27 protein-coding genes are annotated in these 26,222 nt (G+C 40.8%); 2 read left to right on the top strand and 25 right to left on the bottom strand.

The window, feature by feature from the left end; genetic code table 11:
- Positions 1 to 6: 6 nt before the first annotated feature.
- The 18 genes from I6N96_RS05975 to I6N96_RS06060 form a co-directional block, all read right to left on the bottom strand.
- Complete coding sequence (locus I6N96_RS05975; protein WP_209556602.1) at positions 7 to 1,191, bottom strand: histidine kinase; 1,185 nt, start codon at positions 1,189 to 1,191, stop codon at positions 7 to 9.
- Between the two features lie 351 nt (positions 1,192 to 1,542).
- Positions 1,543 to 1,824 (bottom strand): ethanolamine utilization microcompartment protein EutM, encoded by a 282-nt coding sequence (gene eutM, locus I6N96_RS05980; RefSeq protein WP_086347653.1) that lies wholly within the window; start codon positions 1,822 to 1,824, stop codon positions 1,543 to 1,545.
- Complete coding sequence (locus I6N96_RS05985) at positions 1,824 to 2,477, bottom strand: phosphate propanoyltransferase (protein WP_209556603.1); 654 nt, start codon at positions 2,475 to 2,477, stop codon at positions 1,824 to 1,826. The genes eutM and I6N96_RS05985 overlap by 1 nt, the downstream gene beginning before the upstream one ends.
- Positions 2,478 to 2,479: 2 nt before the next feature.
- Entirely contained in the window at positions 2,480 to 3,955 is a 1,476-nt protein-coding gene (locus I6N96_RS05990) for an acetaldehyde dehydrogenase (acetylating) (RefSeq protein ID WP_209556604.1), read from the bottom strand.
- Positions 3,956 to 3,997: 42 nt separating this feature from the next.
- Positions 3,998 to 4,585 carry a BMC domain-containing protein gene (locus I6N96_RS19875; RefSeq protein ID WP_347339065.1) on the bottom strand — a complete coding sequence of 196 codons (588 nt, stop codon included), beginning with the start codon at positions 4,583 to 4,585 and terminating at the stop codon, positions 3,998 to 4,000.
- A 92-nt stretch (positions 4,586 to 4,677) separates the two neighbouring features.
- Positions 4,678 to 5,286, bottom strand: a complete 609-nt coding sequence (locus tag I6N96_RS06000) for a cupin domain-containing protein (RefSeq protein ID WP_209556605.1) — start codon at positions 5,284 to 5,286, stop codon at positions 4,678 to 4,680.
- 14 nt (positions 5,287 to 5,300) lie between these two features.
- Positions 5,301 to 5,561, bottom strand: a complete 261-nt coding sequence (locus I6N96_RS06005) for a EutN/CcmL family microcompartment protein (RefSeq protein ID WP_209556606.1) — start codon at positions 5,559 to 5,561, stop codon at positions 5,301 to 5,303.
- A gap of 1 nt (position 5,562) precedes the next feature.
- Positions 5,563 to 5,877 carry a BMC domain-containing protein gene (locus I6N96_RS06010; protein WP_209556607.1) on the bottom strand — a complete coding sequence of 105 codons (315 nt, stop codon included), beginning with the start codon at positions 5,875 to 5,877 and terminating at the stop codon, positions 5,563 to 5,565.
- Between the two features lie 20 nt (positions 5,878 to 5,897).
- On the bottom strand, positions 5,898 to 6,749 hold the full coding sequence (gene eutJ, locus I6N96_RS06015; RefSeq protein WP_209556608.1) for an ethanolamine utilization protein EutJ: 852 nt from the start codon (positions 6,747 to 6,749) through the stop codon (positions 5,898 to 5,900).
- Entirely contained in the window at positions 6,730 to 7,362 is a 633-nt protein-coding gene (locus I6N96_RS06020) for a hypothetical protein (protein WP_488225880.1), read from the bottom strand. The genes eutJ and I6N96_RS06020 overlap by 20 nt, the downstream gene beginning before the upstream one ends.
- An 18-nt stretch (positions 7,363 to 7,380) precedes the next feature.
- Complete coding sequence (locus I6N96_RS06025) at positions 7,381 to 7,800, bottom strand: EutP/PduV family microcompartment system protein (RefSeq protein ID WP_209556610.1); 420 nt, start codon at positions 7,798 to 7,800, stop codon at positions 7,381 to 7,383.
- An 11-nt stretch (positions 7,801 to 7,811) separates the two neighbouring features.
- Positions 7,812 to 8,141: a BMC domain-containing protein gene (locus I6N96_RS06030; RefSeq protein ID WP_209556611.1), complete on the bottom strand. Its 330-nt coding sequence runs from the start codon at positions 8,139 to 8,141 to the stop codon at positions 7,812 to 7,814.
- Between the two features lie 14 nt (positions 8,142 to 8,155).
- Positions 8,156 to 9,106 (bottom strand): choline TMA-lyase-activating enzyme, encoded by a 951-nt coding sequence (cutD, locus tag I6N96_RS06035; protein ID WP_209556613.1) that lies wholly within the window; start codon positions 9,104 to 9,106, stop codon positions 8,156 to 8,158.
- Positions 9,107 to 9,130: 24 nt separating this feature from the next.
- Entirely contained in the window at positions 9,131 to 11,698 is a 2,568-nt protein-coding gene (cutC, locus tag I6N96_RS06040; protein WP_209556615.1) for a choline trimethylamine-lyase, read from the bottom strand.
- A 26-nt stretch (positions 11,699 to 11,724) separates the two neighbouring features.
- Entirely contained in the window at positions 11,725 to 12,861 is a 1,137-nt protein-coding gene (locus I6N96_RS06045; protein ID WP_209556617.1) for a 1-propanol dehydrogenase PduQ, read from the bottom strand.
- A 4-nt stretch (positions 12,862 to 12,865) separates the two neighbouring features.
- The gene (locus I6N96_RS06050) at positions 12,866 to 14,341 is read right to left on the bottom strand and encodes an aldehyde dehydrogenase family protein (RefSeq protein ID WP_209556619.1); all 1,476 of its coding nucleotides are present in this window, start codon (positions 14,339 to 14,341) and stop codon (positions 12,866 to 12,868) included.
- Between the two features lie 32 nt (positions 14,342 to 14,373).
- A complete protein-coding gene (locus tag I6N96_RS06055; protein WP_209556621.1) occupies positions 14,374 to 14,661 on the bottom strand; it encodes a BMC domain-containing protein in 288 nt (95 codons plus the stop codon).
- Positions 14,662 to 14,682: 21 nt separating this feature from the next.
- Positions 14,683 to 14,982 (bottom strand): BMC domain-containing protein, encoded by a 300-nt coding sequence (locus I6N96_RS06060; protein ID WP_209556622.1) that lies wholly within the window; start codon positions 14,980 to 14,982, stop codon positions 14,683 to 14,685.
- 470 nt (positions 14,983 to 15,452) lie between these two features.
- Here I6N96_RS06060 and I6N96_RS06065 point away from each other — a divergent pair, with 470 nt between their 5' ends.
- Together I6N96_RS06065 and gap are read left to right on the top strand one after the other, a co-directional pair.
- Positions 15,453 to 16,403, top strand: coding sequence for a choline kinase family protein (locus tag I6N96_RS06065; RefSeq protein ID WP_209556624.1), 951 nt, complete (start codon positions 15,453 to 15,455; stop codon positions 16,401 to 16,403).
- A 241-nt stretch (positions 16,404 to 16,644) separates the two neighbouring features.
- Positions 16,645 to 17,655, top strand: a complete 1,011-nt coding sequence (gene gap / locus I6N96_RS06070) for a type I glyceraldehyde-3-phosphate dehydrogenase (protein WP_209556626.1) — start codon at positions 16,645 to 16,647, stop codon at positions 17,653 to 17,655.
- Between the two features lie 75 nt (positions 17,656 to 17,730).
- Here the strand turns inward: gap and fur are convergent, their stop codons facing one another.
- The 7 genes from fur to dnaG form a co-directional block, all read right to left on the bottom strand.
- Positions 17,731 to 18,186: a ferric iron uptake transcriptional regulator gene (gene fur / locus I6N96_RS06075; protein WP_209556628.1), complete on the bottom strand. Its 456-nt coding sequence runs from the start codon at positions 18,184 to 18,186 to the stop codon at positions 17,731 to 17,733.
- 123 nt (positions 18,187 to 18,309) lie between these two features.
- The gene (locus I6N96_RS06080) at positions 18,310 to 19,167 is read right to left on the bottom strand and encodes a CvfB family protein (protein ID WP_209556630.1); all 858 of its coding nucleotides are present in this window, start codon (positions 19,165 to 19,167) and stop codon (positions 18,310 to 18,312) included.
- A gap of 20 nt (positions 19,168 to 19,187) precedes the next feature.
- Positions 19,188 to 19,511, bottom strand: a complete 324-nt coding sequence (locus tag I6N96_RS06085) for an AzlD domain-containing protein (protein ID WP_209556631.1) — start codon at positions 19,509 to 19,511, stop codon at positions 19,188 to 19,190.
- The gene (locus I6N96_RS06090; protein WP_209556633.1) at positions 19,501 to 20,208 is read right to left on the bottom strand and encodes an AzlC family ABC transporter permease; all 708 of its coding nucleotides are present in this window, start codon (positions 20,206 to 20,208) and stop codon (positions 19,501 to 19,503) included. Before I6N96_RS06090 ends, I6N96_RS06085 begins: the two co-directional genes overlap by 11 nt.
- 226 nt (positions 20,209 to 20,434) lie before the next feature.
- On the bottom strand, positions 20,435 to 22,489 hold the full coding sequence (locus I6N96_RS06095; RefSeq protein ID WP_209556634.1) for a cell division site-positioning protein MapZ family protein: 2,055 nt from the start codon (positions 22,487 to 22,489) through the stop codon (positions 20,435 to 20,437).
- 428 nt (positions 22,490 to 22,917) lie between these two features.
- Positions 22,918 to 24,024 carry an RNA polymerase sigma factor RpoD gene (rpoD, locus tag I6N96_RS06100; protein WP_209556635.1) on the bottom strand — a complete coding sequence of 369 codons (1,107 nt, stop codon included), beginning with the start codon at positions 24,022 to 24,024 and terminating at the stop codon, positions 22,918 to 22,920.
- 80 nt (positions 24,025 to 24,104) lie between these two features.
- Positions 24,105 to 26,000, bottom strand: coding sequence for a DNA primase (dnaG, locus tag I6N96_RS06105; protein ID WP_209556636.1), 1,896 nt, complete (start codon positions 25,998 to 26,000; stop codon positions 24,105 to 24,107).
- Between the last annotated feature and the right edge of the window lie 222 nt (positions 26,001 to 26,222).

Below are 26,222 nucleotides of genomic sequence, written 5' to 3' on the forward strand. Positions count from 1 at the left end.
CACTCCTTAATTATTTCTCGGTATCCTGATCGTTACTATACTGCCGCCATAATCAGACTTCGGCACGTCCAAACCATATATTTCTCCAAAATGCTGTTTCAGTCTTCCGTCGGTACTTCGAAAGCCCAGGCTCATCTTATCTTCTCTATGTTCCCTTATGGACTGAAGAACATCCTGACGAAAACCATTTCCATCGTCTTCTACACTGATAATGATATCTTCCTGAACAACCTCTGCATATATCCGAATCGTCCCTCCATCTCGCTTTGGAGTAATGCCATGAATCAAAGCATTCTCAACGATTGGCTGGAGCGTCATGTTCAAAATCCGTTCAAACCGCAACTCTTCCGGAATCGTTATCTCATACTTCAAGCGATCCTTGAATCTAACCTGCTGAATATAGAGATACTTCTCAATATAATCAAGCTCTGCCTCAATTGTATGCAGCTGGTTCTCCTGCTTCAGGGTATACCTTAATAGATCTGATAAACAGTAAATCAGCTCTTCTGTTGTATGAGACTTTTCAAAATACGCTGTTCTGGCAATAGAATTCAGAGTGTTGAATAGAAAATGAGGGTTGATCACGAGCGAGTTGTTTTTCGTTTCAAGATCAACAATTTTTCTTTCCAAAAGCTCTTTTTCAATGGATAATCTCTCTATATCTGGATTCTCATTCAATATTTTTTCTTTGACATCCAAAGCGATGCTGTTTGCTACATGTCCGCAGATTTGCTCGTAGATTCGAATTTCTTTTTCATCAACTGTTGCCAACGCAGCCAGAGCTTTTGCAATTGCTTCTGCTGAAACACCCGTCCTTCTGTTTATTTCAGATATATCAAGAAGGTATTTTTTATATTCAGTTTCAGTGGAAAAAGCCTGTATACCTATAATGTAGCCTAGCACCTCATTCTCTATGACTACCGGCATATAAACATTTTCCAAACCATATTCACATACGTAACGATGGCCGTTTTTTTCCTGAAGACATGTCATACAATGATCACAAACTCTATTTTGCGACTTCTGACAGACGATTTTACAAAAATCCGGCACAGGATTAAACTCCATAAGAATCTGACCATGCGCGTCAATCAGGATCAAAGAGATGCTGGAAATGGGAACAACACTGCTGTAACGGCTGAATAAACGATTATCAACCAATTTTTGCAGTGGATTTTCTTTCGTATTCATAGGTGGCACCACCTTAAATAATTCTTGAATTGGTACATAATTTAATATACTAAAAATTTTGTCTTTTCTATTTCTTAAATCGGAAAGATCATAGTATGAAGGATGGCAGCTCGATTAATCATAAGCCATTCTCTCTGTTTGTAAACGTTTCCTCCTATATAAACATACTATATTACCATCTGAAATTCAAACAGATTTCTATAATTGCAGATAGTAAACATTCACTTCAAAATCACTCATTTTTCAAATAGCTCAAAAGGGGCTGTGACATTGTATGTACGAGCCCCTTAGTTTGAATAACCACTCTCGGTACACTCTTTTAAGTGAGCCGATTTTTCTATTCTGTTTGATTTATCCTTTTGGTGTCGGCAAAATGTTTTCTACTTCTCCATGAGGACGAGGAATCACGTGAACGGAAACAAGCTCTCCGATTCTTTGTGCTGCTGCAGCCCCTGCGTCTGTTGCTGCTTTTACAGCCCCTACATCGCCACGGACCATAACAGTTACAAGTCCTCCGCCAACAAATTCTTTCCCAATCAATACAACGTTAGCTGCCTTTACCATAGCATCTGCTGCCTCGATTGATCCTACTAAACCTTTTGTTTCGATAAGTCCTAAAGCTTCTGATTTCATTACATTTCCTCCTGATTGTTTTTAATAATATATACTTTGGATTTAGAATTTAATCCCATAGCATTCGCTTCTTCTACGTCCAGATGACACTCCAGACGAAATTTGCTGCTGACTCGGATCACCACGTTGTCAAATATACCGCCGCGTTCACTAGCCAGTTTGATCATGACACGTTCGCCATCTCTTACTTTATAAGCATGTGCATCCTCAGGAGACATATGAATATGTCTCTGAGCCACAATAACTCCTCTGTCTATCTCAACACTACCAGTCGCACCAATAATGGTGATTCCCGGCGTATCACTGATTTCCCCAGACTGCCTTACTGGAACACTTATTCCTAATTTGAAACAGTCACCAGTCATCACCTCTACTTGTGTAGCTGGTCGAGCTGGTCCCAGAACACGAACCTTTTCAATCACGCCTCTCGGTCCGCAGATTGTGACTGTTTCCTTACAGGCATATTGGCCCGGCTGAGAAAGATCCTTTATTTTAGTTAGTTGATGACCTTTTCCAAACAGCTTGTCTATCTCGTTTTGAGATAAATGGATGTGCCGATTGGAGATACCTAAAGGGATTCCTGCATCGTCGGGCTTCGCTTCTTTTTCCAGAATATCAATAAACAACTGCAGCAGCGCCTCTTGATTTTTCATGATTAGGGCTCACCGCTTTCTTTGAAAAATGAAACCAGCTCTTTGATCAACTGTTCTACCTCTGCCTTATTGACACTCTTAGCTGAGTCAACTGTTGATTGACAATCGCTGGCATAGGGATTCTTGATCTCTTTGATTCCACAAGCGATCCGTTTGATGTTGATCAAATGTTCTGGTGTGACATTATCTGAGGTGGCACTGCCGCCCCATGTTCCGCACCCTAAGGTAAATGCCGGAGAAATTGCTGTGCTTGCTCCGACGCCGCCTTGAGTAGATCCCGTATTCACAAGGATTCTAAATACCGGTTTCTCAGCAAATTTCATCAATAGCTCTTTATCCTGTGTATGAATAGCGAAACTATGACCGACACCGCCATTATTCAATAATTCAATACTTAGTTCACAGGCTTCCTCCCAGTCCTCAACAGTATAGAAGCCTAAAACAGTTGTCAGCTTTTCATAGGACAATGGATGACCTTCCCCAACGCCGGTCTGTCTACCTAAAAGAACCTTGGTTCCCTCGGGAATCTTTATCCCGGCTGCTTCCGCAATTACCTGAGGTGATCGCCCAACCAACCGAGCGTTCATCGCATGACCTTTCACAAATAGCTTTTCGGCTACTTTAGCTGTCTCATCAGCAGTCATAAAATAGCCGCCCTGTTGCTGAAATTCGGCTACGATTTGTGACTCCATTCCTCGTTCCACGATGACGGCCTGCTCTGAGGCGCAAATCGTTCCATTATCAAATGTCTTGCTGGCAATGATATCAGCAACTGCTTTTTGGACATCGGCTGTTTTTTCAATATAACTCGGAACATTTCCAGGTCCAACGCCTAATGCCGGTTTGCCGACACTATATGCCGCTTTTACCATTGCAGCACCACCTGTAGCAATAATCAAGGCTACCTCAGCACTACGCATCAATTCATTTGTCGCCTGCATAGATGGTTTTGAAATACAGGTTACTATATTATCCGGAGCCCCTGCAGCAACTGCGGCATCATTCATTAGTTGGGCAGCTTTCATCGTAGCTTTCAACGCCGATGGATGAGGAGAAATCACGATCCCATTTCTCGATTTGATTGAAATGATTGCCTTGTAAATCACTGTTGAGGTTGGATTTGTAGATGGAATGATCCCCATCAGAAGCCCCATAGGTTCAGCAATCTCAATCAGCTTTTTATCTGGATCATCTTTGATGACCCCAACTGTTTTCATGTCTTTGATAAATGTGTAAAGTTCTGTAGATGCATGATGGTTTTTAAAAATTTTATCTTCGATTTTTCCGAATCCAGTTTCTTCCACTGCCATTTCCGCTAGGATCACCGCATTTTCTTCTGCTGCTGCAACCATCTTTCGAATGATTGTATCGATTTGTTCTGCATTATAATGCGCCAGTTCTTGCTGTGCTTTCTTTCCTTTACGTGCCAGTGTTCTTGCTTCTTGGATCGACTCTAAATCGTAATCATATTTTTCCAAATGCTTGATTCCTCCTTTCTGATTTCCCTGTGCTTATTTCACTTATTCTTTCTTATCAACTTGCTGTTTACCGGCCTCTTTCAACCGCTTGATCAATGTTGCTCGATTCGCTTTTTGAATCGCCTTTACAGATAATTTCACATTATTGTTTTTTTCAGCCAGTTTCCGCAGTTCTCCTACAGATAGTTTTGTTAGCTGCTCATCTGAATAATCATCTGAAACTATAACTGCTTCTTCTGATAATGTAGGTTCAGACAGAATCGCTGATTCAATGATCGTAGGTTCAATATCGTCTTCCGGTAAAGTCAACGCTTCCTTTTCCTCATCAACAGGATTTTGTGTCTCTGGCACCTTCTTATCAGTAAATAAAACACTGCCAATTTCATTATGCGGTCGTGCAATCACATGTCTGGAAATCAAACAGTCTTGTCCAAATGCTGACACTGCTGAGGCACCGGCATCTACAGCAGCCTTAACTGCTCCTACATCACCTGTAACAGTGATTGTGACTAGACCACCACCAACTAGTGCCTTTTCCACCAACTCAACCTGCGATGTTTTCAACATAACATCAGCGGAATCAATAGCTGGAATCAATCCCTTTGTTTCAATCATTCCAATTGCCTGCACTGAGTGATCCCCCTTTCTTATTTCAATTTTGATATTATTTTCTTAATCGAACTTTTTGACTACTATCAAAATGGAGCCTGTTGAGAAGCGTTTCAGGAACGCACATAGAATATTTTTGCTTTTCTTGGCGTAGAACGTTCCAACTGGATTCCTGCTGGAATAGATACTAGATCGCCCGCTTGAGCTTTATAGCTTTTCCCATTGATTTTCACAGAAAGCTCACCTTCCAAAATAAGATTCAGTTCTTGTGATTTTGTTCTAATGGAAAAATCTGTCTCTTCCAACATCAATAGGCCAGCTTCTGTATTTTTCGTTTCATTTTTAAAGAGAATTTGCCCACATATTCTCTTATTTCCTTCCACAAAGGAATCCATTCTCACAGACTTTCCAAGGATGATTTCCACACCTGATTCGTCCCGCTCAGATGTATAGGGTTCATCCTTTAGAGAAGTGATCAAGGCTTGAAGCACATCTTTATTTTTCAATAGCTGAAAAATATCACTTACAATTTTATCCGAAGCTGTATGAGCATTTGACTCATTAGCTGAAAAATCGTGTTTTACAAATTGTATTCCTCTTTCTTCTGCCAAATCAACCGCTGCAGGTGTAATGATCGTATCAGGAGTGACTAGGCATTCATTCTTTTTCTCAGCTGACAATTTTTCTATATCTGCTATGGAAATAAGCTTTTTTATCGTCATCACCACCCTTATAGTCAAAATTTGCAATCGTCATCGATGATCCCAATAACAGCGGCATCTATCGGCAATACATTTTCCTCAAAAATCCTGCCTGCAGAGGAGCCTTGACAGATGATCACACGGTCGCCGATACCGGCACCAATCAAATCAACAACAATCAATCGTTGGCCTTCACCAACTTCTTCAATCACTTCTGCCAACATTAGCTTCAACCCGTTCAATGATTCGATTTTTCTTGTTGCCCAAATGTTATCTACCAATTTTGCTGCCAACATCTTAATCACTGCCTCTGCTTTTTTTCATTTTCACTTTTATATTGTTGACTGCGGTTTCTACGGATGCGGTATCTCCAAGTAATGCTAGTAAGACCATGTTCTGCGGACAACTGCCGCGAACATCTACAGCTGTTATGCCAGCCGCTTTTTCAGCAAGATCCGCTACATAAACCATATCAATCAGCTTTCCTTGAATCAGCCCAACAGCATCACAGTCTGTCAGCAACTCTTTCGCAGAAACGCTACTCATGCCCATTCTGCGACTGATGATTTCCAATGCACCAGATGAAGGAGACTGAATGATTCGATAATCCATTAGCTTGACCTCCTCGCTCTTTAAACTAAAATCTGTTGTTTGCAGCTTAACGCAATCCCTAAAGGCGTCACGAACATAGGGTTTTCCGGTTTATAGGTAGGTATCCCAGTTTTAGCTGCTATGACTTTTTCGATACCAGTCAGGCAACAGGTTCCCCCAACCAAATAAATTTTCTCCACCTCGTGTGGCTCAATATATTGAGTCACGATCGTTGACACCTTTTCTATGACTGGCTTCAATACTGGCAACAGCTCTTGGTGGTTTTCAACATTTCTCTTGAACAAGTCAGCTTCTTCATAAGGAAGCTTATAAGCACCTGAAACCACCAAAGAAAAATGTGTACCGCCTGTCGGTTCATCTGCTACCTCAATTACCTGACCGTCCCTGATGATTGTGATTCCTGTTGTCCCTCCGCCAATATCTACGATTGCACCGTTTTGAATCTGCAGGACTTCATTAGCAGCTGTCGGCTCATCCAATAAAGCTGTGATTTCAAATCCTGCTCCCTCAACCACATGTCGAATGACACCGTGATCCAATGCGAGCGTTCCGGGAGGTAGAGCTGCCGCACAGTAACGCAGCTCTGTTTGCAGTTTTTCTTCAAGCTTTTGCTTCAGCTCAGAAACGATTTGAATCGCTCCTAAATAGTCAACGATCATACCATCCTTCACAACATCAGCAAAACGATAGGCGCCGGCAACTGGTTCTTTGTTCTCATTCAACACGGAGAGAACAATGCAGGAAGTGCCTAAATCGACACCAGTATAGTAACATTCCAGCTTACTCTTTTTCGGCTGATGGATCACTTGCTCAAATTGAGCAATCAGCTGGTTGCAATAACTGAACAGCTTTTCATTTTCCTTCACTGACATCATCTCCTCCAATCGCTTTATGAATCAATCCTTCTAAGACGGTACATACCTTGTCAACCTTCTCAATTATGAGATTCAATTGTTCTTCCATACCTGTTTTCTCACTCCAATTTGTCATAAGCTCTGCTCTAAAAACCTTCAAATCTGCTAACAAGAAATTTAAAAAAGCAATTTCTTTTCCCTTGGATGATTGAATATGGAAGGCCGAAACAACATGTTTCTTTTCAGTTTTTAAACTTAGATCAACTGTGACCCTTGGATGCTCATCGTTCTCATTACATAAATCGGCTAGATAATTTTCCAATATCAATACCTGCTCAGCAGTGTACATATCTTCGTCTGTCAGAAAACTAACCATAAGGAGGAATGTTGCCGAAATTTTTTCAAGCTTCGGTTTCAAATATGAAGATATACTTGTATACTCTGGAGCTTTAGAATTTGATACATTGGATAATTGCGATTTTTGTTGTTTTTGCTCTAAGAATACAATCTTTCTGTCGAGGAGAAATTGTCTTGCCTCAGGAGTTAGACGTGTTCCCTGTTTTATTGTGTAGTCAGTGAAATGCTCCTGCTGATAATGCAACCGCAGCTCTGCTTCAGTGATAAAATACATGGTCAACACCACTCCTTTCTATGACAGTAGTTGTAATAGCTCTTCTCTAAGTACAGCTGCTTCTTTAGAAGCAAAGCTGCTCATACCTATTGGTGTTTTGACACCGGTTGCAAGCAAGGAGCTGACGGCAGAATCAGAAGGTTTTGTACCCGTTACCTTTGTAATGATTCCCTTGACCGAGCAATTGAAGGATGCTGCAAAGTTCGGCGGATAAATCGTTTCTCTCACTTGATTACTTTCTAAAAAAAGCACGCAGACCGCTGTTTGAGCTAAGGTCAGGATATAGCGATACATAGAAGCATTTTCCAGATATTGAGCTGGAACATCGATCGTATACTTTCCATAAATAGCATCCTGTCTTTTCTTTAGCGGTTCTTCCACGCCGTTCAACCAGTTTGCGGCTGAGGATTTTCCACTATTGCGAGCACCGATAATCAAAATTCTCTTCCTCATGTTTTCGTTACCGGTACAACGGTAAAGTTCAGCATCTCACTTAACACTCCGTTAACTTCTTTGATTGCCGCTTCTACACTAGCCACATCACCAGTAATTACCAATGAGCCTGTAAAGCGATCAAGAAAGCCAATTTCCACCGCAGAAGCCTTAGTTGCCACATCGGCTGCAATAATGGCTGTTTCCGAGGGTGTAAAAGTCATTAGACCTACGGCGTCTCCATCTTCGATGCCCAATCGTTCGCAGATATCTGACATTGGAGAAGCCAGAACATGGGCGAGTGTTACCTGTTTTCCTGGAACAGATTCTTGTATAATGCGCTGCATTCTTGCCCCACCTCCTAATGTCGAATAACTTTAACAGGAAAATCGTATTCAGAAATCTGTTCTTCGATTCGATCAAGATCCTCTTCAGACATACTTAAATCCTGAGTGATTGGATAGATTCGATCTAATTGGTCGTATTTGTTTACTCCAAGCTTGTGGTATGGGAGTAAATCTATTCCTTGAAAATTCCGTTTTTCTTTGTGAGGCATCAAAAATTCAATGGTTCGACGAATCGTATCAGGATCATTATTCAACCCTTTCATCAGAGGCATACGAACCTTCACATTGTATCTTTTACGAAGGAGCTCTTCCATATTTTCTAAAATCCGCTCATTTCGGACTCCTGTCAGCTCCTGATGCTTTTGGGAATCAATATGCTTTAAATCAAACAGGAATAGATCACAGAACTCGGCAATTTTTACCAAAGATTTCATCGGGGCATGACCACAAGTCTCGATTGCTGTATGAATACCTGCATTCCTACATTCCATCAAAAGATTTGCTGCGAATTCCGGCTGCATCGTCACTTCTCCACCACCGAGAGTCACACCACCACCTGATGTCTGGTAAAAAGGAATATCTTCAATAGCAACCTCCAGTAATTCAGAAATCAATTTATCCTCACCGGAAATCGTAAAGGCGTTCTTAGGACAGACCTTTTCACAAGCACGACACCCACCGCAATTGATCGAACGATCAATATAATGACCAACCTCAGGGTCCATTTTGTGAACCTGCAATGGGCAAACCTTCACACAAGCACCGCAATCTATACACAGTTTCTTTTGAAACATTACTTGATGTTTTTTTTCAATACTTTCCGGATTGGAACACCATTTACATCGTAGTGGGCAGCCTTTAAAGAAGAACAAGGTACGAATGCCCGGACCATCGTAAATTGAATATTTTTGAATATTGAATATCCGAGCTTTTCTTTCAATCTGAATTACTTTTTCCATCTCCATCACCTATGCTCTTTTTTTGTTTATTTAAAAGTGCTCCAGCATTGTACGACTAATGATCTCATCCTGTACTTCCTTACATAACTCAGTGAAGTATGCACTATAGCCAGCCACTCGAATAATCAAATCACGATAGCTGTCCGGGTCTTTCTGTGCTTCTTTCAATACTTCATTATCAACATAGCTGAACTGCATTTCTCCATTTCCTAATACTGATGCGGTACGTAATAACGTAATCAACCCCTGGCGTCCCTCCGGTGTCTCCAGAATCCCGCGCAATAGCTTAAAGTTATGAACCATCCCGATGTTCATTGAAGCAACATCCATCTTCGATACTGATTTAATGATTGCTGTAGGTCCTTTCTTATCCGCACCTTGTGTTGGACTGATTCCATCTGATAATGGTGCCCATGCTCTTCGCCCATTCGCTGATGCACCAAGCATTTCTCCAAATGGTGTGTTGTTTGAAATCGACAATGTACCATGACTGAAAACGGAATATAACGTTTTATATTGAGAATGAATTTTTTCAGTCCAATTAACAATATCTGCAGCAATCAAATCCGCATAGTCATCATCATTTCCGTATTTTGGTGCATCCAGACAATCACGATGCAACTCTTCATAGCCTTGGAAATCAGCCTTCAAGCCATCACGCATTTGCTCAAGAGTGTACTTCTTATCATCAAATACCAGCTTTCTAATAGCAGCCATTGAATCGGCATATGTTCCTAAACCTGACCATATCAAGCCTGGTCCCCAGTTGTGAACACAACCGCCGGCAGTAACATCCTTACCGCTTTCCATGCAGCCTTCCATCATCAATGACATCAATGGTTTCGGAGCCACATCACGATGGACACGTTGACTAATAACTGTACCAACTGCAGAGAGCTGAGTAATGTAGTGGATTTGCTTTTTCACAGCTTCTTCAAATTGTTCATAGCTCTGGAAGCTGTTCAGTTCGCCTAAATCTAATCCTTGTTGTGACTTGTGCCACAGCATCCAACCACGATTCAATACGAATTCAATGGCAATCGGCCATTGCGTATATCCTGTGGATGTCCACTGATAGAGACGACCTGATTTTTGCGGTTCCACACAACCCATCAAGCAGTAATCACGTGCATCTTCCATACTGAAGCCTTTTGCCAACATCATCTTGATATGGGAATCGTCGAAATGACAAGCAGGAAACCCTAATCCGGCACGAACAACATCAACGATTTTCTCTAAATATTTTTGTGGAGATTGGTTATGGATTCGACAAGCAAGAGACGGTTGATACACGCCTACATGACGAACAGCATCCATCAATAGGTAAGTCAAATCATTACAGGCATCGCCGCCCTCTCGCTTAACACCACCAACACACATATTTACAAATGGTTGATAACCGGCAAAGAATTTCGAACCGCCTTCACTGGATACCCACATCATTTCTGAACACTTGATGAGGAATGCTCCGGCAATTTCAAACGCATCAAAATCATTCAAGCGTCCAGCCTTTTTATCAGCTTCATAGAATGGATACGTATATTGATCTACACGACCAACCGATAAGCCAGTTTGGTTTTCTTCCACCATGAATAGTGATTCAATGGTCCATACAGATTGTAATGCTTCATGGAAGGTTGTCGGTGCGTTCGCAGGTACTCTGGCATTGATTTCACCGATTTTTTCCAGCTCTTTTCTCCGTTTTGGGTCATTTTCCCTTTGTGCTAGCTCATAAGCATGATCGGATAAACGTTTTGCATAGGTCATAACACCCTCTGTTGTATCAAGAACAGATTTGTAATAATAAATGCGATCGATATCCTCTGGATTTTCCATCGATAAACCAGCTAGATGATCTCTTGCTTCTTGCTGAATATCCTTCATTCCTTTTTTCATAAGAATGACATCATAGCCTGGATTAGAGTCGCCGCCGCCATTGATTTGATGGTAAGATAAATCACTGACAAATGCTTCACCTGAAAATTCCCACAAGCCGGCTTCACGGTATTGCTGCTCACAGATTTCGTCTAGGGAACGCCCCTCCCAAAATGGGAAAAACTCTTCACGCATCAGTCGCTTATCTTCATCCGAAATATAGAAAGGATCTTGAGCACGCTCATGAATCGTATCCAATTCATCCCTAGTCCAACGCCAAGCAATATCCGGTGAAAATGCTCCGGCTCGCGGTGCACCACATGGATGTCCAACAATTAGTTCATCTTTTTGGATAAGTAATGGCGCTGTTTCACAAGCTTTTCTGAAGGCCTTCGCCCGCATCATGATTGTCGGCAGCCCGGGGTTTTCCTTCACAACCTGAGTCACGGCTTTCGCACGGTGTGTTGTGATGCTAGGTACAGCAGTTAAATAGTTATCCTTTAGACGTTTTAAGCGATGCGTCATTCCCTCTGGGTAGGTCTCAGGATTTACTGAATCTACAGCTACTGATGCATCTGTAGCACAGGTAACCGTCAAATCATCTCCCGAATTCCCTAGTTCTTGGGAAATTCCTTGGAATAATTTCAACATAGCGGATTTTTCTTCCGGAGACATATCCTTTGCTACGTTTGTGAATTTCTCTGAAATATCTTTAATATTCATTTCTTTCCCTCTCATTCCATTACTATTTAATAGACTTTTTCATAAATCTCCCTTAGTTCATCAACAGAAGGCTCCCTTGGATTAGACGGTGTGCAGCGATCGTTTTTCGCTGCCTGAGACATGTATACAAGACTATCCTGATAGTCCTGCTCAGCAATCAACTCACCAAAACCACCTTCAATTCCCAGCTCTCGTTTCAAGCCTTTTATCGCATCAACATAACTGACAACGCCTTCTCTTATCGTTCTCGCTGGTAAGTTCAACATCTTAGCCAGCTTTGCATATTTCTCAGCAGCCAGTGTATTGGCTGAACCATTTAATTCAGCATTGTATTCAATCACTACCTCAAGAAGCAGCGCATTGCAGCGGCCATGAGCCAGGTGGAATTTCCCTCCAATCGCATGAGACAAACTGTGTGTAATCCCTAATCCAGCATTCGTGAAGGCAATCCCCGCCATACAAGAAGCATTATGAACGCGGTCTCTGGAGTAAGAATTCTGAATATCTTGATTAAGAATAGGCAAATGTTCAAATAAGAGTTGAATCGTTTTTTCTGCCATTGCATCGGTGAAGTCTGTGGCTTTCGAAGAAACATATGCTTCTGTCGCATGAACAAGCACATCGATACCAGTATCAACAACAACCTTATTTGGGACATTCTTGATACATGTTGCATCAAGAATAGCTAAATCCGGTGCTATAAATTCATCAACAAGACAGATTTTATCCCCGCCTGCAGTGATAACAGAAAAATCAGTGACCTCCGATCCCGTTCCACTCGTAGAAGGAATTGCAACAAAGTACGGTCGTTCTTTTGAACAGTCAATAAACTGACTTGCTGCATATAAAATTCCTTTTGCTGCATCAATAGCCGAGCCGCCGCCAATTGCAATCAAAATATCAGGATCTGCTTTTTGGAAAGCTTTCAGTCCTTCAGCTACGACCTTTGTGTCGGGATCGGGCTGAATACCGGTAAAGCTTTCTGTGCCGATCTGAGCCTTAGTCAAATGATCGATTACTTGACTCAAGTACCCGAATTCTGCCATTACTTTGTCAGACACAATAAAGGCTTTTCGCCCTTTAAGTTTCTCTAACTCTTTCAAAGAGCCTTGATTAGCAAAAATTTTTGTTTTCAATGTAAACTGATCAATTATTTTACTCACCTCTTTATTCCATGATTTCAATCATTCGTCTAATGACTGCCCCGATTTCATCAAAATCAGTGTTTTCTTCATTCTTAGTTAGTGCTTGTGTCATTTGATTGGATGGTTGATCCAGACAATCCGAAATCATTCGAACCCCGTATCCTACCTTGCGAATATGTGTTAGGTGTCGAGGAGAAATATTATCTGATGCTTCATCGTTGCCTAATGCTACACTTCCTAATGTCATTGATGGGAACAGGTTTGTCGTTGCTCCCATTCCTCCAAAGGTTGAAGGAGTATTGACCAACACTCGTGATACTGGTTTTTTTAAAGCAAATTCCCGAATCACTGCTTCATCTTTGGAATGGATCACCAAAGTATGACTTTTCCCGTTTTCCACCAATAGCTCTATACATTTTTCACAGGCATGCTGCCAATCCTCTTCTACATACAACGCAACGACTGGGCATAGTAGTTCTTGTGTAAAGGGATTAGAATCAGAGACATACTCCTGCTCATAGATAAGCAGCTTTGTCTCTTTAGGCACAGTAAGTCCTGCTAATTTAGCGAGAGAAACCGCCGATATACCCACTGCCTCAGCGTTTACTGTCTGATCATGATCAAATAATATTTTTTCAAGGGCAGCAGCCTCTTGCCGATCAATAAAATAAGTTCCTTGTTTGGTAAACTCTTCTTTTACATGGTTTAGGATCGGACCGTCAACAACAATCGACTGCTCTGCTGCAGAGACAATTCCATGATCGAAAGTGCGACTGGCAATGATATCGGTCACAGCTTGTTTGACATCACAGGAGCGTTCTAAAAACACTGGTCCATTACCACTTCCTCCATAAATGAAAGGCTTAGCTGCATTCTTGGCAATCGGCAAGAGTTTAGGTACTCCTGTAATAATTGTTAATGCAGAATCTTCATGATCAATCAGCTCTTTGGTTCCACTGAGACTAACCATCTGCATACATTGAATCGTTCCCTCCGGCAGCCCGGCTTCAGCTCCTGCTTTGCAAAGAAGCTCAACTGTTTGTTGGATAACCAGTTTTGCACGAGGATGCGGTGCAACAATGATCGGATTTCCTGCTTTGATTGCAATCAGGACGTTGTGAATCGTTGTTGCTGTCGGACTCGTTGCAGGAGGAATACAAACAATTGGACCAATCGGAATACCTATATCCATAGTTTTGTTCAATTGATCTTCTTTAAGAACACCTACATAACGCTCATTCCTAAGTTTTTTAGGCAAATAACTACAGATAAACCTGTTTTTGATCTTTTTATCCTTTAAACAGCCATAACCTGTTTCTTCTACTGCTTGTTCTGCTAATCGATCACTAAACGCTTCAATAGATGTACTGATTTGTTCAACAATGTCATCCAGCTCCTGCTGAGAAAAGCTCAACAATTCGACTGCCGCTTCCCTTGCACGTTCGATACAAATTCTGGCCTCCTGAATGGATAAAAGATCATTGTCAACTTTATACATTCATCCACCTCTATCCTTTTGTTTCAATTAAATTAGATATCAAATCCATATCTATCAATGATTTTCTCAACATCTTTATGAGGACTGGCAATCACGTTATGACTGTATACCTCCGCGCCCATACCTTCGACCGCCGCTACACCGGCTTCTACAGCGGCATTTACTGCACCGACATCGCCTTTGACCAATACTGAGATATACCCTGATGCCACATTTTCATAACCAATCAGCTCAACATCCGCCGCCTTGCACATGGCATCCGCCGCTTCCATTACAAACACCAGACCGAATGTCTCAATAAAACCTAATGCATCTGTCATTGACTTACTCCTCCTTTTCCTTCAGCTTTTATCTATGTCATGTGCCATAACGATCTGCCCAATTGGTCGGATCGGTCTTGGCATAACATTCGCTGCTGTCAGCTCACCGATTCTTTCAGCTGCCTTAGCTCCAGCTTCAACAGCTGATTTAACCGCTGCAACATCTCCCTTGACCATAACAGTCACAAGCGTCGACCCAATATTTTCATATGAAACAAGCTCCACATCTGCAGTCTTCAGCATAGTGTCTGCCGCTTCGATTGCCGGAACCATGCCCTTTGTTTCAATCAAGCCCAATGCTTCATCTCCGTGATACTCCATTTTTGTCCTTCCTCTCTTCCTTCATATAACAAACGCAGTCAAATTGAACAACTTAAAAATAAGATTTTCTTGCTGTCATAACGAAAGCGCTTCTTTATTGATTTCATACTATCATGCAGAATCTTTAAAGAATGGAAGATTCAAGAGATGATTTTGCATTATTGTAACCGATTACTTTTCGAGGATTGTAAAATCAAGATATTTTTGTACTTTTAAGATATTTTTGTCCTTTTTGACAGAAAATCAGCTCCGTATATCCCTTTTTTTTAGTAAGAAAATAAAGTATAATGGCATCATTGAAGCATTTTTACAGAAAAATTTGTTTAGTTTCTTCTTTGTACGAAACTAAAACTTCAAAATTGATATTTACTGCGAAATTTACATTGGAAAAGCATCGACTATGAGTGTTGCTTGCCAGCTTGATGTACCTTTCTCAGTTCCTTAGAATAAATTTGATAGGATGTTATTTTATGACAACTCACAATGAAATGAATTTTGAACAGCAAAATATCGAACAGATCATTGAGGATAAGCTGCGGGAGGTATTTCAGGATGATACTCTAACTTTTGATCGTTCTGTCTTTGCCGGCGGCTTGACGAATTACAACTATATTATGAATATCCATGGCGATGATTATGTTATCCGACAACCGGGGAAGCTAACCGAACAGATGATCGACAGAGAGATCGAGCAGGTAAATAACGGGATTGCTTCTCAATTTGGAGTCAATTCTGAGTGTATCTACTTTGATGCTGAAACAGGCATCAAAATCAGCCGTTTCATTCCAGACAGCAAAAATCTAGCTCAGTCCAATCCATTTTCTCCTGAAAACCTAGCTGCTGTCTCTCAAGTAATGAAGAAAATACACACAAGCCCTGTTCATTTTGACAATCACTTTCAATGGTTAGATGAATTAGAAAAATATGAAGAAATCATCGAGCAAATCCATGGAAACCTGTTCTTTGATTATCATGACCTGAAAAGTAAGCTTCTGAGCTTCTTTACAGATCACATTGTAGAATCTCAGCTGGTCCCGTGTCACAACGATACTGTTCCTGAGAACTTCTTAGCAACAGCCGATGGCCAATACTACCTGATTGATTGGGAATACTCCGGCTTGAATGATGCCAATTGGGATTTAGCTGCATACATTATTGAAACCAGACTCCCTGAGTCTTCAATCGATATATTACTCGAAACCTATTATCCTGATGGTTATTCTATTGAGGATATAATGAAAATAAAGGGCTATATCATGGCTCAGGATCTTCTCTGGACAGTTTGGGCATTGATCAGACATTATTGCGGAGATAATTTTCTGGATTACTGTGATATGCGCTATGAACGTTTTAGAAAAAATATTATTGAACTTTCTGCTGCCCCTGAGTATCCTTTGTACAAAATGGTCTATGTAGAATAAAAGCTTCCCCTCTTTCTCTGTTTTGAGAAAAGAATGGGGAAGCTTTTTTCAAGTTCCTTATTACTTCATCTGTTCAGATAAAAAAACAATTTAGTCTCCCTTCACTTTTCTTTTTAATCTGAACCACCCATCATCAACTTTTGTTATATAGGTATGCTCCCTTTTGAGGTGTATCTTTTGACAAAAAAATAACGGGGGCGCAAACTAGAAGTGTACTAAAATTGAAGGAGGAATTTTCATTATGACAGTTAAAGTAGGTATTAACGGTTTTGGCCGAATCGGCCGTCTTGCTTTTCGACGTATTAAAGAAGTTTCAGATGATATTGAAGTGGTAGCTATCAATGACTTGACCAGCCCAACAATGCTGGCTCAGCTATTACAGTTTGACTCTACTCACGGAACTTATCCTGGAACAGTCACTGCAACTGAAAACTCCATTGTTGTTGATGGTGAAGAAACTCGTGTTTATGCAGAGCCTGATGCAAGTAAAATTCCTTGGGCCAAAGAAAATGGTGTTGATATTGTCTTGGAATGTACTGGATTTTATACTTCAGAAGAGAAAGCAAAAGCCCATTTGAATGCTGGTGTGAAGCGTGTTGTGATCTCCGCTCCGGCCGGCGCAATGAAGACAATTGTTTATAACGTGAATGACGATACCTTAGATGCAGGAGATAAAATCATTTCTGCAGGTTCTTGTACAACAAACTGTTTGGCACCAATGGCGTACTTCTTGAATAACGAGTTTGGTATTGAAGTTGGTACAATGACAACAGTCCACGCCTATACTTCTACACAAATGCTGTTGGACGGTCCTGTAAAAGGCGGTAACTTACGTGCTGCTCGTTCTGCTGCTGATAATACTATCCCTCATTCAACTGGAGCGGCAAAAGCTATCGGCTTAGTTATTCCAGAGCTGAATGGTAAACTACAAGGTCATGCGCAACGGGTACCCGTTGTTGATGGTTCACTCACTGAATTAGTTTCTATCTTAAAAACAAAGGTAACTGCAGAACAAGTCAATGAAGCAATCAAGAAGCATACAGTAGATAATCCTTCATTTGGTTATGATGACCGACAAATCGTATCTGGTGATGTTATCGGAACAACAGAAGGTTCTATCTTTGATCCAACACAAACAGAAGTAACTACAGCAGGAGATTTCCAGCTGGTTAAAACTGTTGCATGGTATGACAACGAATATGGCTTCACTTGCCAAATGATTCGTTTGTTGGAAAAGTTTGCTAATCTATAAATTAGTAATGAATATCATAAAATAAAAAAGAGCCGAGACAATTGTTTGTCTTGGCTCTTTGTCTATACAAAAATCTTATTCCTTATTCTTTTTCTGACATTCCAGACAAATCCCATGGAATGTTAATCGATGATCCTTGACCACGAAGTGATAGCGTTGTTCAATGATTTCCTCTACTTCGCCTAAAAGATCTTCTTCTACTTCTTCAATATTTCCACATTCCAAGCATAAAAGATGGTGGTGGAAATGTTTTGCTCCTTCTTTTCTCAAATCATATCGAGCTAAGCCGTCATTAAAGCTAACCTTATCGATCACCTTCAAATCCGTTAAGATTTCCAATGTTCGATAAACAGTTGCCAGACCGATTTCAGGACTTTTCTGTTTTACTAAGAAATAGATTTCTTCTGCCGACATGTGGTCCTTTTCATTCTCGAGTAAAACCAGCAAGGTTGCCTCCCGCTGTGGCGTCAGTTTGAAGCCGGACTCATGCAGTTGTTGTTTTATTTTCTTTAATGCTGTTGTTGAACTCATAAGAGAAAACTCCTTATTTATAATTATTATAATCTACATAAGATATCTGTACTTTTAAATTATAATAAGTATAAATTAACTTAACAATATTTGCAAGAGATTCTCAATTAGAAAAAGCAATCCTTAATCTTTCAGTAAAATCGTATAGCCATCTTCCTGCTTGATTCTCTTTTCTTTTAGTAAATGTCCAATTGCTCGTTTAAATTGTCCTTTGCTGATGCCAAAAGCCTGCTTGATTTCTTCAGGATCTGATTTATCTGTAAAAGGGATTCGTCCTTCAGCAGAACGTTCAAGAAAAGTCAAAATCATTCCTGCATCGCCGCCAATTGCTTCGTGTGCTCTCGGCTTCAAAGAGAGATTCAATAGCCCATCCGGACGAACTCCTATGACCCGACCATTGACCTGTTCGCCCAAGCGAGGTTCCTGAAAACGTTCTGAGGGATGGATAAAGCCGATTCTCAAATCCTCTGTCAGCACATACGTTCCAGCCATTTTCAGACGGTAAACAGTTCCTGAGATATTTTTATTCTGCATCTCTGAATCTCCTGGGTTTGACATTGCCTTGAAATGTTTTTCATCTGCCAGTTCGCCCCAGATTCGCCCCTTATCATCGACTCTCAATGCAATCATCAAGCGATCCCCTTTTTTTGGCCAAAGCTCCTTCATCGTTGAAAGCTCATCAAGAGAAACAACAACATCCTTGTCCTCCAAACCAATATCAACAAAAACACCCAAATCTCTTCGAACACCAGTTACTGTTCCAAAAGCATAGTGTCCAATTCGGCTTTGAGGAATCACAGTTGTCATAACAGGTTCCTGCTTCTGATTCAAATACCCAAATCCTTCTACTGCTTCCCCCAGCTGGTGCTCGCCTTCTTCTTTAGCAAGACGGAAAGTTACGCCGTTTTTTTGTAGAAAGTAATACTGATCATTCTGATCGATAATCAACGCAGTAAATACATTTCCTAATAATTCATTCATTTTCATTTTCCTTTCTCAACTTAAAAAATAAGTCTTAACAATGCAATTGTAACGACACCTACAATCACTGTTTTCATCAAATCCTTTGTTCGAATTGCAACAAGCAATGTTGGAATACAGCTGATGGCTTCAATCAATTCTATTCGGGGAAATTCCCCTTCTTTATATATAAGTATACTTTGGAGCAGCAACGCTGTTAAAATACAAATTGGAATGTAGGATAAAAAGTTTAATAACGGCTTCGGAAAAGCAATCTTTTTCGTTAACCCAAACGGAATGATCCGAGGCAGCCAGGTCACTATGGAGCAACCTAAAATCGTAAGCAAAACATAGCTATTCAGCATCCGGTATCGTCACCCCCACTCCGCAGCCTAACAAAGTAGCAATCAAAACAGCTACCTCTGACGAAACGAAACGCATCGATACATATAAGGATATGCAGACAGCCAACAGGACGATCACTGTTTTTTTCGTTTGTTTTTTGATTGCGGGATCTACCTGTAGTACAAACAATCCGGCAAACATCGCAACCAATGCAAAATCTAATCCAAGCATGTTAGGATCAGGAATCCAACTGCCCAGCAGTGCCCCTGCTACCGTTGATCCAATCCAAGCCAAGTAGGCAGTAATATTCAATCCATGGGTCCAGACAGAGCTTATCTTATAATCATTTGCAACAGCAGTCATCAACACACCATAGGACTCATCTGTCAGAAGACTGCCAATACCAATATTTGTAATCAATGGCTCATCAGAAAAATGACTAGCTACAGACATACTCATCAAAAAATGCCTTAAATTTACTAAAAATGTTGTTAAAATAATTGCTGAAACTGGTGCTTGTATTGCCAACATTCCACAGATGATGAACTGCGCACTTCCTGCATAAACAAGTATTGACATAAGTGCAACTTGAAAAACAGACAAGCCGACACTTCTGCCTACAACGCCAGCTGCAATGCCGATTCCTGCATACCCGAGTACAGTCGGCAGACAAGCAGATACCCCTTCCCTAAATGTTTCATACCCTCTTTCCTCCATAAGAGTAAATTCCTCCATTCACAAATTGATGCTTTTCTTTCGATAATAGAACAAGAGTCCGGGATATCGTGTTGCTCCCAAACTCTTTTCTCTAATAAACAATTGATTAAACAAAGAAAACGTGATCAGCAGAAACCAAATACGCTGGGTTTACTGTTCTGACGTCAAAACTGCCTCATCTTTCCGAGCTTTGGTTAATCTGGATTTGCCATGATGATACGCTGAATCAGCGTCCGGCATTTCTTGAGGCATTCCCTTTAAACCAACCGGTCTGTGCATTGATGGTCACTAAATAGGTCCCATCTGTTTTGTATAAATTGTAGTACCCTTGTCCATTAACAATTCTCGCAGGTTCTAGATAATAACCGCCATCTACAATATAGCCGCGGCTCATACAAGTTGCAATAACCTGCTCCTTGATTCCTGCTGCCCATACCCATGCTGCATTACTTGTATCTGCAACTTGTTCCGGAATCGCTGTATAAACAGGAGCTGTATAGACTCCACTGCTGTCAGGTGCTGAAAAAGCACTTGGGTCTAGAGAAGTATTTACTTCAGCAGCAGGAGCATCGACTGCTGCTGATCCAGTTCCACTAGCCGCATCTGTGGCTGCATTCGTTTCTGTACCAGCAACAGCCGTTTGCTGTTCCGTCTCACTACTCTCGGATGTTTCACCCGCTAAAGCAGCTTTGGCTCCATTTAAAGAATCCGTCAATGATTTTTTCAATTCATCATTTTTGACCTTATTGACCTCTGTTACTGCGGCTTCATATGTTTGCTGCGTCAACAGAGTACGAGCCTGACCATCTTTATAGATGATATCAACTGCATTCTTTGCCTTATCCAGCTGGTCATACTGTGCTTGTGCACCATCGATTGCCTGGTTGATCAGCTTAGAAAAACCGTCTGTTCCTGTTTCTTTTTCCATGGTAACTTCCTTATCAGAAGCGATTGCCGCCTCTTCATAAGAGCTTCCTGAAATAACCGGTGACACATACAGCTCATTGACTTTGGTGATCAATGCTTGCTTTTCTTTGATTTCATTCAAAGTCTTTTCTAAATCACTATAGCCATCCTGATCTTTCAGTTCCTTTAAATCAGCTTCAATCGTCTCTGTACTAACAGCAACCATATCCGGCTTGATATACAGTTGATCCTTGTCCGTAAAATAGTTACCCAACGCTGTCTTCGTCTCAGCCAGCAAAGTTTTTTCTGAGTCATCAACTTTAGCTTCCTGTTTTTGATTCCCATTTTGGTTTTGAACATAGTACCAACCGCCCGCACCTATAGCAAGAATTGCTGCTGCTGCTAAAAAGACAGGTACTTTTTTATTTTTTTTCTTTTCAGGTTCAGGTACTTCAGAACGCGAAGTTTTTGGGCGTTCTATATTATCAAATGTAGCAAATTGAGATTTCTTCTTTGGTCCAAGTTCAGAAGGCAAGATATCTTTTTCCTCAAAGAATATCGGAGCAGCATCCATTTCGATTTCTTCCGGCTTTTTACTTTTAGTTGGAATAGCTCCCAGTGCCGGAACTTTATCCTTAGAATCAATATCAGTTCCATCACTTTCAGACTGTTCATCTATTTCGGGTGCATGATCTCCGTCATTTTCTGTAGTATCAGCAGCTTCTTCAAGCATTTCTTCTGCAACTGCCGATTCTGCATCCAACGATTTGTTGTCCTCAGATTGCTCTGGTGTTTTTTCATTGTCTGCTTCAGAAGTTAATTCAGCCTCTGCCAGCCTCTGCTCCTCTTTGTGAGCTTCGATATATTCTTTCAAGCTGCCCGTACTCACATCTTCCGGTTCAGGTGAATCTTCTGCGTCTGTCATTTCGTCAGTGCTTTCTTCTGAGTCCGCAGTCGATTCCTCAGCATTTGTTTCTACCTGATCATCTTTTGACGATTCTTTACTCTCTAAAGCATCGTCAAGTTCACCCTCTGTCTCGTCATTCTCTTCCGTTGAAAGAATGTCTTCTGATTCTAATTCTTGAACTTCTTCTTGAGCTTCGTCAGTATCTTTTTGCCCTTGCTGCTCATTGAACAAATCCATCACATGACCAATACTTAAATCCTTAAGATCGGCCCATTCAATGTTTTCATTTTGTTCATCCGCCGAAAAGTGAGAGGAAGTGTCTTCACTATGATGTGTTGAATCCTCCTGTTCAGCTGCTATGTTATTTTCAACTTTTTCTATATCCTCTGAAAAGACAAAACCGCATTCAGGACATTTCACTTCTTTATCATCAATTTCATTTCCGCAATTCGGACAATGCTTCGTCATTTTTTCGCCTCACATTCTACTTTGCCAAGTAAATCTAATCTATCACAAAAACACTATTGTTCCAATATGTACTACATAACTTTTATGTTACGATTTCGTAAAGTCATTCTATTTTTGACGTGTAAAGCTATAAAATCTGTGCTCTCTTCTCCAGTATTCTTCATTAGAGTATCCTTTAGCTCTATCACAAAAATGAGAGCCAAGCTGATTTCTAAGTTCAGAACAAGCAAAAAAGGGCAGGACAATAATCGTATTGAGAATTCTCCTACCCTCTAAAGCTGAATAAACAGTGGAATAAAAGCGGCTTCTTTAACTGTAAGACGAAATTCGACTTGCTGTCTGAAGCACGCAGCTATTCCGACCTTTATCAAAATAGTACTGACTTATTGCTTTTGAACTGCGCTAAGTCAAAACCTCTTCAAAATAGACTATTCTAAAAAGTCTTTCAATTGTTTAGAGCGTGATGGATGTCTCAGCTTGCGTAGTGCCTTTGCTTCAATTTGACGGATACGCTCACGCGTTACGCCAAAGACTTTCCCCACTTCTTCAAGTGTCCTTGTTCGTCCATCATCAAGACCGAAACGTAATCGTAAAACATTCTCTTCACGGTCCGTTAATGTATCAAGGACGTCCTCCAACTGTTCCTTCAGTAACTCATAAGCTGCATGTTCAGCTGGACTTGTAGCATCCTGATCTTCAATGAAATCACCCAGATGAGAATCATCTTCTTCACCAATCGGTGTTTCAAGAGATACAGGCTCTTGAGCAATTTTAAGTATTTCACGAACTTTTTCAGTTGGAAGATCCATTTCTGCACCGATTTCTTCCGGCGTTGGTTCTCTTCCCAAATCTTGCAATAGCTGACGTTGAATTCGAATCAATTTGTTGATTGTTTCAACCATATGCACAGGAATACGGATCGTACGTGCCTGATCGGCAATTGCACGAGTGATCGCCTGACGAATCCACCATGTCGCATAAGTAGAGAACTTAAATCCCTTACGGTAGTCGAATTTTTCTACAGCTTTCATCAGACCCATATTTCCTTCTTGGATCAGATCAAGGAACTGCATACCACGTCCAACATAGCGTTTTGCAATAGAAACTACCAGACGTAGATTGGCTTCTGCCAGACGCTGTTTCGCTTCTTGATCGCCTTCTTCTATTTTCAGTGCAAGGTCGACTTCTTCTTCAGCAGTCAATAGCTGAACTCGGCCGATTTCTTTCAAATACATACGTACTGGATCATTGATCTTAACACCTGTTGGGGCAGATAAATCTTCCATTTGAGCTTTGGTAGCTACTTTTTCATCCTTTTTCAGGCTGTGTTCGCTTGGATCACCGTTTTCATCAACGACACTGATCCCTGAATCTTCGATTTTTTGGATCAGTTTTTCCATTTCATCGGCATTCAGTGTAAAAGGCGTTGCCAGCTTATTGGTCAAATCATCATACAAAACTGTCCCTTTTGGTTTGTTTTCTTTGATGAAGCCCTTAAGTGCCGTTTGATATTTCTTTTCTGTTTCTTTTTCCATGAAAGAAGGCCCCCTTCATATTTGCATACTTGTCCATTATATAACAACTACTTGTAGTTTGTTAATCATTTTATTGTATATTATCTGGTTTTTTGTCTTTTTTTTGCTAAAGTAATCAGTTCCAGCGCCAATTCATCCACACGAGCACGATTTCCTAAGCGTTCAGCTTCTCGTTTCTCTATGTTCTTTTGCTGAATCTGTTCTTCAATATCAGAGTGGTCAATGACATTCAATAAATCTCCCAGCTCTCTTTCTGAGCTCTCATCCGACATCTCCTGATAAGAAATATCCACAGTCATTTTTTTCAACTCGTTATCTTGAAGAAATTCAAGAAATTGAGCCAAAACAAAATCCGGGTAGATAGATAAAAAACTATCTATAAGTAAATACAGCTCCTGATATTTGGTATGAGCGAAGGCAAAATCCCCTCGCTGCTGTACCATCGCTCGAGTACCGGCTTCATTCATCAAACGATAAAGAAGCATCCGTTCAGCTTTTTCTATCTGAGAGAAGTGCTCCTTATTTTGAAAAGATACACTTGGTACCTCCTCATCAAAAGGCGGCGGAAAATCCATCGGCGGCTGTTGCTGTTGATAGTGATGCTGCTGGTTGTTCTGTTGACGATTGTCTCTGGCCGTTTGACGCTGCTCGGATTCGATTATCCTCAACTGCTCTTCCAGGCTTTGACTTGAAAGGTGAAATTCTTCTGCTAAAAGCGTTAGATAGCGATCCTTTTCCAAGGGAGAATCAACATTAGCCAGTTCACGGAGCATCGTGTTCACATAATCCAACTGTTCCTTCTCATTATTCATATTTCGTGAAAGTCTGTGGTAGCGCATTTTGAACGCAAAAACAGTTTCACGACCATGAAGTGCCAATTCTCTAAAGGATTCACTACCGTATTTACGCAGATAATCATCTGGATCAAGCTTTTCCGGTATATTCACAATACTCAACTTGAAGCGACTATGTTCACTTAATAATGAAATCGCTCGGTTGGTAGCCTCTATTCCAGCTGTATCTCCATCATAGCAAAGTACCAGTTCACCAGCTGCTCTCTCAAGCTGCCTGATCTGTTCATTGGTAAGACTAGTTCCCATGGAAGCAACACCGCTTTTGATCCCTGCTTCCCATGCAGCGATCACATCCATAAAGCCTTCAAAAAGAAAAACTGTGTCATCTTTTCGAATTTCTTTTCGAGCGCGGTTGAAGTTAAACAGTGTATCACGTTTATTGAACAGCTGTGTTTCGGGACTGTTCAAGTATTTAGGCATGTCATCGCCGGAAAATTCTTCCGTCTTTAGTAATCGTCCGGAAAAAGCAATGATTTTCCCCTTTGCATCCCAGATAGGAAACATGATCCGCTGATAGAAACGATCTAGAAATTCACCGCTTTCTCTCTGGATAAATAATCCTGACTCCTGAAACAGTGTCGCATCAACTTTTTCATTAGAGAATACCTGACTTAAAAAATCCCTTTTTTGCGGTGCAAACCCAATCTGAAACTCTTCGATAAGCTCCTTTGTCAAGCCTCGAGACAAGAGATAATTCAATGCCGGCTCTCCGATTTGTGTGTTCAACAAAACATGATGATACAGCTCTGCCGCTTTATTATGAAGCTCTAAAAGCTTATGCTGCTGACTGTTTGGCTGACTCTTTTCTATATGATCGGATAAATTGATTTGTAGAGGAATCTGTTCCATATCAGCTATCTTCTGTACAGCCTCCGGAAAACTAACTCCCTCGATTTCCTGAACAAAATTAAAGACACTACCGCCCTTGCCGCAGCCGAAACAATGGAAAATCTGTTTATCCTCTGCTACAGAAAAAGATGGCGAGCGTTCTTCGTGAAAGGGACAAAGTCCCATATAGTTCTTGCCTGATTTCTTAAGCTGAACATATTGACCAACGATCTCAACTATATTTGTACGTTCTCTAACCTCATCGATGACCTCTTGAGGTATTCTTTGTGCCATTGGTCTCACCTCCAAAAAAGCAAAATACAGATTTCTGTAAACCATTGTAACAGAATCAAAAATACGACCTTTCATTCGAATAAAATACCTAATTCGAATAAACGGCGGGACAGAAGCAGTTCCTTGGAAATAAGCCACTCTCTCGAAAATCAACAAATAATTTTGAAATAGTCTTATTTATTTCCCAATACTGAACACTTCTGCCCCGACCTCTTTAAAAGA

Origin of the sequence: Enterococcus larvae, assembly GCF_017830045.1 — a bacterium.
Classification (GTDB): Bacteria; Bacillota; Bacilli; order Lactobacillales; family Enterococcaceae; genus Enterococcus_L; species Enterococcus_L larvae.